The 12,425-nt window shown below is 36.2% G+C and carries 11 protein-coding genes; 7 read left to right on the forward strand and 4 right to left on the reverse strand.

Annotated features, from left to right (window positions below; all coding sequences use genetic code 11):
- The first annotated feature begins 156 nt into the window (after positions 1–156).
- Complete coding sequence (locus FTV37_RS14145) at positions 157–1,539, forward strand: transposase (RefSeq protein WP_180060142.1); 1,383 nt, start codon at positions 157–159, stop codon at positions 1,537–1,539.
- Positions 1,540–1,569: 30 nt separating this feature from the next.
- On the forward strand, positions 1,570–1,788 hold the full coding sequence (locus FTV37_RS14150) for a hypothetical protein (RefSeq protein ID WP_000550047.1): 219 nt from the start codon (positions 1,570–1,572) through the stop codon (positions 1,786–1,788).
- 144 nt (positions 1,789–1,932) lie between these two features.
- Here FTV37_RS14150 and FTV37_RS18180 read toward each other — a convergent pair whose 3' ends face one another.
- From FTV37_RS18180 to FTV37_RS14165, 4 genes are read right to left on the reverse strand one after another with little or no spacing between them, the layout of a single operon-like run.
- Positions 1,933–2,040: a hypothetical protein gene (locus tag FTV37_RS18180; RefSeq protein ID WP_372551473.1), complete on the reverse strand. Its 108-nt coding sequence runs from the start codon at positions 2,038–2,040 to the stop codon at positions 1,933–1,935.
- Between the two features lie 60 nt (positions 2,041–2,100).
- Positions 2,101–5,301, reverse strand: coding sequence for a site-specific integrase (locus FTV37_RS14155; RefSeq protein WP_127800785.1), 3,201 nt, complete (start codon positions 5,299–5,301; stop codon positions 2,101–2,103).
- Positions 5,302–5,305: 4 nt separating this feature from the next.
- On the reverse strand, positions 5,306–7,645 hold the full coding sequence (locus FTV37_RS14160; RefSeq protein WP_127800787.1) for a hypothetical protein: 2,340 nt from the start codon (positions 7,643–7,645) through the stop codon (positions 5,306–5,308).
- Positions 7,632–8,081 carry a hypothetical protein gene (locus FTV37_RS14165; RefSeq protein WP_002046161.1) on the reverse strand — a complete coding sequence of 150 codons (450 nt, stop codon included), beginning with the start codon at positions 8,079–8,081 and terminating at the stop codon, positions 7,632–7,634. The genes FTV37_RS14160 and FTV37_RS14165 overlap by 14 nt, the downstream gene beginning before the upstream one ends.
- 317 nt (positions 8,082–8,398) lie before the next feature.
- On the opposite strand from FTV37_RS14165, the gene FTV37_RS14170 reads away from it, so the two are divergent.
- From FTV37_RS14170 to FTV37_RS14190, 5 genes are all read left to right on the forward strand, one after another.
- Positions 8,399–8,566: a YhfG family protein gene (locus FTV37_RS14170; protein ID WP_000946583.1), complete on the forward strand. Its 168-nt coding sequence runs from the start codon at positions 8,399–8,401 to the stop codon at positions 8,564–8,566.
- A gap of 12 nt (positions 8,567–8,578) precedes the next feature.
- Complete coding sequence (locus FTV37_RS14175; RefSeq protein WP_000362164.1) at positions 8,579–9,175, forward strand: putative adenosine monophosphate-protein transferase Fic; 597 nt, start codon at positions 8,579–8,581, stop codon at positions 9,173–9,175.
- Between the two features lie 349 nt (positions 9,176–9,524).
- Complete coding sequence (locus FTV37_RS14180) at positions 9,525–9,782, forward strand: hypothetical protein (RefSeq protein ID WP_004726728.1); 258 nt, start codon at positions 9,525–9,527, stop codon at positions 9,780–9,782.
- 920 nt (positions 9,783–10,702) lie between these two features.
- Positions 10,703–11,008, forward strand: coding sequence for a helix-turn-helix domain-containing protein (locus FTV37_RS14185; protein WP_000366814.1), 306 nt, complete (start codon positions 10,703–10,705; stop codon positions 11,006–11,008).
- Entirely contained in the window at positions 11,008–12,273 is a 1,266-nt protein-coding gene (locus FTV37_RS14190; RefSeq protein ID WP_000934717.1) for a type II toxin-antitoxin system HipA family toxin, read from the forward strand. Before FTV37_RS14185 ends, FTV37_RS14190 begins: the two co-directional genes overlap by 1 nt.
- Positions 12,274–12,425: the final 152 nt, after the last annotated feature.

Below are 12,425 nucleotides of genomic sequence, written 5' to 3' on the forward strand. Positions count from 1 at the left end.
CTAGACAAAATGACACCAAATGAGTTTTACTATGATCAGCTACCCCAACAAAACAAGGTGGCTTAACTAGAGCGGAATATCACTTATAAATACGCTTTTAGTTGTTCAAACAAGTGGAACCACCTCTATCCAATCCCTTAACCTAGGCATGACTTTGTGAAATTAACACGCATTCATCACTGTAAAAACTTGAATGTGCAAAAGTACAAACAGCTTGAGAAACAAGCTGTTTTACTTGGTCGTATTCGTAGCGAGGTGTGGGCTAAATATGGTGCTATTTCAGGTTTGAATATCAGTGACAGAGCTATTCGTGATGCGTGGATGAAAGAAAGTCGTGACTTTGGTGTTTCTGCAAATGCGTGGAAAGAAACGCTACGTGATTGCATAGGTGATATTAAAGCCTATCGAGAAGCATCAAAAGACAAAGTAAAGCAGGCGATCCGAAAACGCACCTCCTGTAATAATGAACAAAAAAGACTATACACCTTGCTTAAAAAAGATGAATGGATGACTGATAATTTCCTCCATCGTCAAATGCGTAATCACTTTAAGCATGGTGTTAATCACACACATAATCAAATTATTGTTCGTGCGGATATGTGTAAAACCTTTGAGTTAAATGGTCAATGTTGGCTTAAAGTACCAAGCCTAATCCCTCGACAAACCATTAAAATCCCATTAAATACGACTGTTGATTTTGCACCGCAAGGCACATTAAGAATTATTCTAAAAAATGGCAATATTGAAGTTCATTCAACCTATGATGCAGTTGAAACACAAGATTGTGGTCAGGAAACAGTAGGTGTTGATAAAGGGTACTCAGAAGCTTTTGTGGACTCTGATGGCGATGTATATGGGAGTGGTCTAGGCAAGCTGATCTCAAGTGAATCAGATTATTTAAATCAAAAGTACAAGCACAGAAACAAGCTCAGAGCGATTGCTAAAGCTAAACCACACAAGAAACAGAAAATTGAGTTAAATAATCTAGGTCGAAAAAAACTAGATAAGCGACAAGATACTCAAAAAGCAAAGCTCAAAACATTAATATTTACAGCAACTCACAAGTTGGTTGATAAAGCCAAAGTGATTGTTGCGGAAGATTTAACATCCCCAATTCAAAGTAAACGCAACTATGGCAAAAACACCAATAGACGCTTAAATACATGGGTTAAAGGCTTATTAGCCGATGCCCTAACAGGTATATCTCACCGTAGAGGTTCTACGGTGCATCTAGTCAATTCTGCATACACTTCGCAAAGTGATTCTTTCTTACGTGGGCTTTTAATAGGCACACGCAAGGGAGATCGTTTTCACCGTTTCAATGGGGAAGTTGTGCAAGCTGATTGGAATGCTGCGAGAAACGTGCTTGCAAGATTAAACGACAATGAGATAAGTCGTTATACGCCTTACAAAACTGTAAAGCGTATATTGCAAGAACGGACTGACCGCTACAAGTCGGAACTGACCGACTCAGGCTCTAGTTACACGCTTGGCAACAAGACATTAACAGAGTGCGAATTAGTCCTTGAGTATGTTTGAATACATTTTAAGGAACAGTAGGATAAAAACATGCACTTATTTAAATTAACTGACGAACAACTCGCACAAATTCTTATCCCGAAACGATTTGTACCACCTACTCCACCTGAACATGAAGGCAAGAATATGGTCTATGTATTTGATAGTGAGGATAAGTTTGAACTGACTTATGATGAGCTGGTGGAAATCATTAGCAAAGCTAGAATGGCTGGTCCGAAGTTGATACCTGTCTTAGGCACCGTGAATTAAATTGTGCAGTGTTCGCACGCCACTTGAAACATAACTTGATTGGAAATGAATTTGGGCTGAGAAAAATTCAGTTCAAATTTAACCTGACGGGCACACTAAAAAATGGGTAATTGTCAGATCGAGTTTGGACTACAACACTTTAGCTCATCGATTTACCATACCGCTAATCTTCACACCATTTTCGTAAATCCAGCGATCAAACTGTGATACTACATTCCGCTTATTAATCCAAGTCAGCATGGTGCTTTTCATAAAGGCAGTTTACTTATAAACAGGGAAATTTCTAAACAATTCCCCTTTAACATGCTTAGGCTATTTGATCCAGAGTTCATCTTTTTGCATCATTTTTAACATTAAATTAAATATAACCAGCGGAGTAACATTTTTTTTGTTAGAGCCGACAACTCTTTGAAAACTAAATTTAACGGTTCGCTCAGGAGCATCCAAATTAACTGGGTAGTTTTGTTTTTCTAAATACAGATGATCTCCTAACATTGGCTCTATACCAGTAATAAAATTAACAATTTGTTGCTCATCACCTTTCATTCGGCATTGAAAATGTAGAAAATTCTTACGCAGTTTTCCAAATAATAATAATATTTTAAGCGCCTTAACCATGTTCTTTTCTTTCAGTGCATCTTGCTGCCTATCATCTTTATAATGAAAATCAAGGAGAGGAATTATTTCATCTGGACGAGTCAGTTTTTTAGCCTTTTCGTAAAGTTCATCAAACCAACTCTCTTCTAAATTCTTACTATAAACATAATTCGTTTTTAAATTAAATTTTTGGCGATCCATCCATTTAGTGCTCATCCATTGACATCGTTGCATCCATTCTTGAGCTTGGGTATCTTCGCTTAATCGACCTTCTCTAAAACTTATCAAACGTTGAAAAGGTGTCAGAGTACTCTTCTCTATACTAAACTTCTTTTCTTGTCGGCCAGCCATCGTAACTGGCTGTGTTTGCTGATAAGAATTAAACCATTTCTGCTGCTGAGTATAACGATTTAGGTTTATGTAGTCTGTACTTGACTTCACTGGACTAAAACACTGTTCTAATACTTTTTTTGAAATGATACACGGCGAATTATAAATTCGATCGACTGCTAATAAATCCAAAACATGAAGGTAATTTGAAGCCGTTTGCTCAATACTGCTATGCCCCATCCAAGAGGCGAGCACCTGCCATTTATGTTGAATAATCTCTTCTTGAGCACGTGCTTTCATACCAAACAATAAATCCCTCATCTTTTTTGCTTTTACCCAAGGACAATCTGTGTAGGTCTTGATCATTTCTTTTGAACCGAGCAAAGTTATTGCTAGATAGTTAGCAGCACTGTGGCGTAATGTATGAAAACTAAAGCCATGATGCATACCTAATATTTGACTAAACAAATCTACTGTAATTTTGCTGATACATTGATCAGTTAATACACGATGATTCACACTAAAAAGTAGATCATCCTGCTGATTAACCAAATATTGCTCATAACGATGTTGTATGTAACGTTGTACTACTAAAAACTCATGTTCTGACAATGCAATTTTCAATGGTATTTGACGATTCGCACTTCGCGTTTTCAGACGGCGATATGAATTGTCTTGGATATGAAGCGTGATATTATTAAAAACTGTATTTTCTTTTTCTTTATAAAGTAGCTCTGGGCAAATAATATCTTGTATTTTAAGACAACGAACTTCATTTAATCGAAGTCCAGTTCTATAACTTAGTAAATACATCAGCTTTAAACAACTCAGATGATCGACCCACTCTGATGCCGTTGGCTCTTGACTTAAATTTTCTAGTTTTTCCAATAATTTGCCAAATAGCAAAGGACTCACTAGCCGTGCATTGCAAATTTGTAAATGCTTAAAACTTGAATTCTGTAACACCAATACCCCTGGAGCATCATAATTCTCTATACAGAATTGATGAAAATCTTTTAGGCGACCAAAACGGTATTCTGCGCTTTGGTGCATCTTACGAGAGGTTTTTCCTTTCACCGAATCTCGTTGAACTGCTTTTTCATCACGTTCACTGCTGTATTTCAATAGCTGCCGATATAAATCCTCATAGTCATCTATGGATTGTTGCTTTAAATCTAATTTATTGAGCCAAATCTCAAATATAAATTCTTTGCCAAACGATCCTAAGTAGCTTTCAATAGTTGATAATTGAAGCCCTCGTTTTTTTAAATGCATTAACCAGTGAATTAAGCGTAGTTGAGCATCAATTAAAGACTTTTCCTCCGTATTAGCATCAACTATCTTCTCCTCTAACACCCTTCTAGTTTCTTGCCAAAAACGTAGCGTGCGTTCTTCTTTATTCCTCTTTTTATCTAAACGCTCAACTTTTTGACCTTTACGTTTCTTTTGACCAAACAACATCAACTCATACGGAATCGTTTGTAATTTGCTTTGAACAGTCGGAACTTCAGGAAGTAACTGCTCTTGTTCAAAATGAATAGGGCGATTATCTGGTTCTGTGACTTGATTGTAATCATTATTCCACAGCAATCTAAATTCGGATGGCCTTAAAGCAACAGTATTAATCTCTTGCTGAAGCACATTACTCAAAAATATATCTATGCTGAGGTTTGGATTAAATTCGAGTACCATTTGCACATCATTAAATGCACGAAATCCACGGCGTTTAATTTGATATTGCAGATCCCCAAGACTTTTTTTCCTGCCTATCTTACTCAAGCTTTCTAAAATACAATCTTCAACTGAATGTTGCAGACAAAATTCTTTCTGAGCAGCTTTCAACTTTTTTAAATATTGCAAAATGAACTGCGCATATGGGTTAAAAAAAACATGTTTCCATTGGTACAACTTTCCCTGTTCTACATCGTTGCCATATTGAGAGTTTTCAACACGATAATGTAGTAACAATGGATTAGTGATTTTTTTGTAGTCCGAATGGTATAACCGAAAACAATTCAGATCTGTACCAAGCTCAATGGCCTCCTGCAATTGCTTCTGAATAGCAATCAAATGCTGTTCATCTGCACAGCCTGAAATATATATAAAACTTAAGCATAAATTTCCCCATAAGTACTTTGGTTCATTCCAATATTCAAATGAATCTTGCCAATACTGCCTTAATTCCTTAAGTACATGGATATGTAGATGCCCCTGTTCTAACCGTGACTCTGTACTCTCAATTTTTCTAGGCAGTACGATCCGTTTAGTATGTGGATTTAGCTTAATTCTGTATGATTTTTTATCTACATTCTGGTTGAATTGCTTCCTTCTTTTATTAAATTCATCTTCAGTAAATTGCATCAGTTTTGATTGTTCGTCTCGGCTCAACTTTTGACTCAAACAATCAACACTATCTTTAATGTCATGCCATTTTTCAGCGATCTGCTGATCAAGTTTTTGCTGCATTTCTTTCGTCAATACTTCAGGTGGAGAAGGCTGTCTATCTAGCGACTTTTTCACCATTTTATGAATATCAACAAATAGATCATCTAGTTGTGGTTTTATTAGTTCTTTGATTTTTTGCATACAACTATTTTCGCTCTAAGTGTTTAATCGATAAAGATTTGACATTATCTTGCAATTGCTGGCGGGCTTGCTGTACATAGACATTCGGGATAAGTGAAGAATGCGGATGAAAAGCCTCTCGGTCACGTTGGTCATGACCATACAGGGCCTGAATTAAGTGAAAAGCTAATGCTGGTTTACCCTCTTGCTGCTCATGCATCAAAAAGTTCATGTCAAAATGACGTAACCAATTCGAATACATATTCTTTGGAAAGACTCCTTGCATATATGAATTCACCCATTTTCTCGATAAAGGGATTAACTTAATTTTCCTGCTCTGCCATTCTTTGACAGTTATCGGCAAGATATCTTTACTAAAAATGACCTTACCAAAAAGATCATTTACAGTTATCTTCTTCTTTGCAAAGACTTGTCTAAAAAATGAACCGTACGCTTCAATAATTTGTTCTAAAAAGGCAGTGTAATTTTGCAGTGTTTTTATGAAAAAATCAGATAAAGGGATAAAACGACCATCTTTTCTTGCTTTACTATTTTTTTTATCATTCACATATAAAAGCTTGAGCTCAACACAATAATCATCCAAATTCCCCAACAGGTTTTTTTTAGGCCGACTTGCCAAACTCAACAAACTGATATGCCACATCCAACACGCATATGCATTAAGTTGATTAATAATGTGCTTATCTTCTTGGATGTTTTCGTGACAATGTCTATGTAAAATATGGAATTGCTCTTTCACAAAATTGGGTTCAAGTGCCAGTTGGCTCCCTATCCTTCCTATAGATAATGCAGATTGCACTTTGAATTGTTGTTGCAATATTTTTAGTTCAGCCGTGTCTTCAGTAAAATGTGTGGAATGTGGTGTAAGTGCTTTTTCTAAAAAGGCTAGATATGTGCTACTGAGTTGAGTTTTCGGTAGCCCGCCATAATAGATACCAGGCATGTGATGCTGACTATCCCGCCCAGCAATTACATGAGCAAGATATTCATTATATGTTTCATAATATATATGAAAATATAATTGAGCCTGCAGTTTTTCTACAGTGATCGAACCTACAAACCGATTATCAAGCCAATTCTTAAGTTTCGTATTAATGTGTGTTGATGAAATTAGTGGATTCGATGCTTGTTCTATATAGTCAAACCAAGCAGAAGGTAAATGTAGTTGATGTGTCATCACTTCATTCCACCGCACATGATTTAAGCTCTTAATCTTCTGCTCTGTAATTTTAAGATTTAATTTGAGTAAATATTCGCGACGTCTACTTGAACCATTCTGGATCAAAATTCCATCTTGAATAAGCTCGTTAAAATCCATCAGTGCGACGGGTGATAATCCCGTCAAAAGTGACAATAAACATGCTGCAGCGATTGCAGCATCCCTCCAGTGCCCGGATAACTCGGTTCTCAACACATAAACAATTTGCTTCAGTATATCTGGCGCCAAATAATGTGGATTTGTAACAAAAGGAGCATGACGGCGCTGGCGATGCCGCATTAGATGCGTCGCATTATCGCTGAGTATATAATTTAAATTTTTAGACTTTTCATCTTCTGAATAAAACTCCATTTCAGGATCTAATAGATCAACTTCACCCTCTTCATCTTTGTGAAGAGCGGCATCATAAATACTAATCTTTGCGTTATGTCCAATATCTACTTGCTTACCCGTTTTAATTTCACGAAATTTTTTGAGTTCATTTTTCGTCGGCCATTGCAAAACTTTGCTTTTTTTTGACTTACGCTGACGATGAACTACACGACGATCATCTAGTCTTTTAAAAATTATTAATAGAGCCGATAAATACTCTATGACTTGTACTTGTTCGAAATCTTTAATATTAAAAAGTTGATTACGATCCTCTTTTTTCAAATTACGTTCGTACGTGACATAACAATTTAGCAGCTTACTACATTCATGAAATAATTCAGCATGATTAGAATCCAGCACATATCGTGAGACATAGCGTAATAGGTCACAAACATGTTTTTGCTTATTCTCAGCTTTATCAATTTTTGCAAATTCTTGATACTGCCGATATGTTAAAAAACTCGCTTGTAGAATCAAATAACGTTGCGATGACAGCTCTTGTGTATTACTAGAATCTGGACATGCAAAAAAACTCACAGCAGCTAAAAAAGAATACTTACCGATCTGTCTGGAGCCTGATATATAGCTATAAATTTGTTGTGCTAATTTGTATAGAGCGTAGACATCTTTATACAAATCATCTGATAGATCGACAAATTGTGTATTTACAATATCATCACGTAATAGACAATAATCTTGTTGATATTTTTCTGCTAAATCTAAGAATTGCTCTTGTGTTTCAATGTTTGGCATATTCATTTTCGCTTAATATTTTTATCACGTTGCATTGTTTAAATTCATTGTGATCAGAACGATTTGGTAAAAGTTGATCCTTTATTGAATTCTTTGTTAGCTTAAAAAATCTTGCAAAAAATTTAGCATCCAGTTCTTTCTGAGCTTTTCTTTCAAAGCACAAGTGTTGTTGTGATTTTTCGATAAAATCATCAAGATTATGTATCAACTGTAAGATTGCAACATAATTAGAATGCACACGTAAGCCTGGCTCCGTTTGCATCAATAGCAAGATTTTTTGCCAAATTTTCACATAGATTATTTTGAACTTTGCTTGTACTACTACTTTCTGACTCTGTTTAATCTTTTTGATTTTCAGTAGTTCTGAGTTAATTTTTACTATCTCAAGTTGAACATTTTTTCGGTCAAAGCAAAAGGGCATGATAAATTGCCCCATAAAAATTTCTATATTTTTTACCAAATAGTCAAATCTTAACATTTTTATCGATTTAAAAAATGAGCATATCTTTGTATATGAAACTTCATTTAATTTATCAACTAAATTTTCTCAAAATTACAATTCTCAACAAATACATACGGTTTGCTTATCTATGACGGTCTAAATTTTAAGAATTCTTCCACTTTTTTTTAGTTTTCTGTTATTACATGAAACAATACCGTTGTATTACATTTTAGAAATGCTGTGTATGCAGCATTGATCAAAAAGATTCTCTGCTATACTTACTTCACGTGTAGCATCAATGGAGTTTCGAAATGCTCAGAACCACTGAACAGAAAAGAAAATATATTCAAGCGACACGTTCGCAAAACTATCAAGCCAGCCTAAAGCTTGAAGGCATTACAACGACAGCTCAAACAACTCAACAAAGTAAAGCTGAAATCTTGCAAAAATATAAGAAGTATTCGCAACCCGAATCTTAGTCAGGTGCATGTATGGATAAATATGGGGAAATGGGTGACAGCCTGTATTGTTACCCTGGCACAAATATCCTAAAGAACAAACTCAATATTCGTGATGAACAAATTTTAGAACAAGCTGAACTGGAACTGTCTGGATTAGCAAGTAGTCTCATTGAATATGCTGAACCACCCTACGACTTAAAATACTTAAAATCAATTCATGTACAGCTTTTTGGCGACTTATACGACTGGGCAGGAAAATTAAGACAAATCGATATTTCCAAAGGTGATACCCGTTTTTGTAATTTTTCCCGTATTGAAATTGAAACCAATAAATTACTTAGGCCACTTCAAGAAAAAAAATACTTTCAAGGCTTAGCACCACAAAAACTAATCCCTCAACTTGCCGACTTGTATTGTGAGCTTAATGTCATACACCCATTCCGTGAAGGTAATGGACGTACACAACGGATTTTCTTTGAGCATCTGATTGCTCATTGTGGTTATGGTATTGATTGGTCTCGCATTGACTCTCAACAACAATGGATTCAAGCAAATATTGAAGGTTTTTATGGTAATTTAAATCCATTAATTCAGATTTTTGAAATATGCTTTATTCAAAATACCTAAAATTTAAGTAGTCGAAGCCCACAATCCTTAATGAGCCATCATCTTTGCTTCAATCCACTGATTAATTTCCCAAATAAACCAACAATCACGATTCTTAGAAATCTTAATACTCTTCGGGTAATTTAGGATCGTAATATTCAGATTACTTATCCAGAATTGAATAGATCGTTAACTTAGATAGACTTTTAAGCAATGTAACTTGCCGCATGTTTATCAACATATGTCTCAAAAAAGTCTGCCCATACATAGATTTATGGTGTTTAGTGCTTAAATTTCAGATTAATCTTCGTCTGATGACCTGAATGGATGTTACAGATTACATGCAGGTGAATTACTCTGTGGCTGTATCATGGCTTTTGTGCAATCCAATCCATTTGATCCGAATGTTCTCTTTTGCAATAAAGCAGCCTCTTCTGCTTTTCCTGAACCAACGAACTATGTCATTGATTTGATTCAACCGACAACAGTGATGCTGAATCAAATCTCCAAAGAAGGGATTAAATGCAAGAAATGTGGTAAGAAAAAGATAGGGGATGGAAGTTATTATCCGTCTAATTGGAACCAGCCCATGAGTCGAGATCAGTTGAGTAAGAATCATTTTAAATGAATAAGAGAAGGATGGCTTACCTCACTTCTCCGAATAACAATGCTATGCTTTTCAACCAAGGTTATAAATTGGCAACTACATTTCATTCTTCTTCATGCTGGTCCTATAGCCTGTAGACAATTACTACATCATTTGCATTCAATGCTCAATACAGCCTGTCAGCAGAACCGCAGCGATACTTTTTTTCGTGCATACATGTAGTGTTTAAATCCATTCATTTTTCAATGATCCTCTGCCGTTTATCACATTTATGGTCGATCTTTAACCTTGTGAAAAATGCACATACCGATCCCTTCAAACTGTCAAATTTATGTATGCATGACATTTAAAGAAAATTATCTGATCAATTTTTTTAGGTAAAATTCATCAAGAAAAAAGTTATTATTATTCATAACATCACCAATAACCACATAAAAACAATAATTTAATAAATTATTCTTCCAATTTTTTTATATTTAGTGTTATTACCTCTAAATCCATGTTTACCACCTTCTATTACATAAGTAATTTAGAAGTATCCACGATATAAATTGCTTGCCCTCACACCTCTCCCCTCTCACGCCCAAAAAATTTATACTGAAAGGCAGATTAAGCCCGTTCGAGTTACATATAGCCGCATGCTATATTGAAAGCATTAAGAAAATATCCTCAATATTTATAGGATTTTTAAAGTATGAACTAATTTTCGAAGAACCCTTTCTAAGTAATGTGACCTATTAGGAAAAATGAAAATACTGAAATCTCCGTATCAACAATCAGTCAAAGTACATCCTGATGATTTTCTGTAACCGATACCCAAGGACTATACCTACCCTTCTGATGTGCTGTGCAACAAAGCCCTCCTTAGCCACACTATAGCTATAGATTAATTCCATTATTTTGTGATTTAATTAAATTATTCATTCTTAAGACCCAATTTAATGGATTTATATTTCACTAAACCAGAAGAAGTTGTGACTCTTTTAGGTGAGCGTTTACGTAAGCAACGACTCTTTCTGGAGATGTCTCAAGCTGAGGTAGCAGCACGCGCTGGTGTCGGCGTGAATACAGTTTCGAATCTTGAAGCGGGACGAAATGTATCTGTTGAAAATTTAGTCCGTATTGCAATGGTCTTGGGTCGATTAAACGAACTTCAGGAACTATTTAAACCTCAGCTTAACAGTGTGAATGACATTCTTCGCTATGAGAGTCAAAGTAAGCGCCACCGTATTAAGAGGAAGGGATAATGCTCAATAGACTTAATGTTTATTACAACGGTTGGGGCGAATCATGGTTATGGGGAACGCTGATTAGTTCAACAGCCACGACAGGTAGACCCACCATTGCTTTTGAATATAGTCCAGAAGCAATACAGCAAGGTGTTGAGCTCTCTTCTTACTTGCTGCCTTTAAAAGGTCTACCATTCAGACAAGGTTTTCCTACTCATCAAATGGGACTCCCAGGTCCAGTCTATGACGCTTTACCAGATGGTTGGGGCATGATGTTGATGGATCGATATTTCAAAAAAATTGGCTTAAATTCAGCACGAATTGGACCTTTGGAGCGTCTGACCTATATTAGTAGTCACGCAATGGGTGCCCTCTCCTTTGAACCTTGTGTTGCTGACATGCAAACCTCAGAAAATATCCCTTTACAACAACTGGCCCAGGAAGTTCAAGAAGTACTCAAAGGTGAAGGTGGTGAATTTCTACAGCATTTATTGGTCATGGGTGGCTCCCCTCAAGGTGCCAGACCAAAAGCGTTGGTTTACCGAGATCCTGTCAATTTAGAGTTTTCGACTCAAGATTCTGATCAACATGAAGCCTGGCTGATTAAGTTTCCTGCTCAGCAAGAGCATCCTGAAGTCTGCGCCATTGAAGCCGTCTATGCAGAATGTTTGCGACTTTGTGCAATTGAGACTCCAGATACCCATTTCTTTAATTTGCCCAATGGTTTAACGGCTTTTGCTTCTAAACGATTCGATCGTCAAAATGGTATGCGGATTCCAATGCAGAGTTTGGCTGCATATACAGGAGCAGACTATAAAGTTCCAGGTAGCCTAGACTATCGCAATTTTCTCCGGGCAACCTTGATGTGTACGCAAGATGTACGAGAAAGATTGCATGCTTTTAAACGTGCTGTGTTTAATGTGCTTTTCAATAATCGGGATGACCATACTAAGAACTTTTCATTTCTCATGGAGAAAAATGGTCAATGGAAATTGGCTCCAGCCTATGATGTGACCTTCTGCGAGGGTCCAGGTGGTTATCATCAAATGGACATTATGGGAGAAGCGCTCAATATTTCCCGAAATGACATACATAAACTCGGTACTTCAGAAGCTAATCTGACTACTCTAGAAGTCGATGAGATCATCTTGACCATGCGTGAAATTGCACTTCAATTTAGTCAAATTGCGCAGCGCCTGTATCCCCATCAAATTCGAGAATCTACCCTACAGATGATTCAATCACGGATTCAACAGAATATTGATTTTTTAACTGAAACCTAAGCGTAAATATAAACTAAGCGCCAACCATCAACTGCAAATAGACTTTGATATAGTTAGTCGCTACATAATCTGTAGAACCTGTGAATTAGCTCTCTTTATAATCACGAATATTAGATGGATCACCGCCAAGATATATTCTGCAAACGTGAAAT

Origin of the sequence: Acinetobacter sp. YH16042 (assembly GCF_013417245.1) — a bacterium.
Classification (GTDB): domain Bacteria; phylum Pseudomonadota; class Gammaproteobacteria; order Pseudomonadales; family Moraxellaceae; genus Acinetobacter; species Acinetobacter amyesii.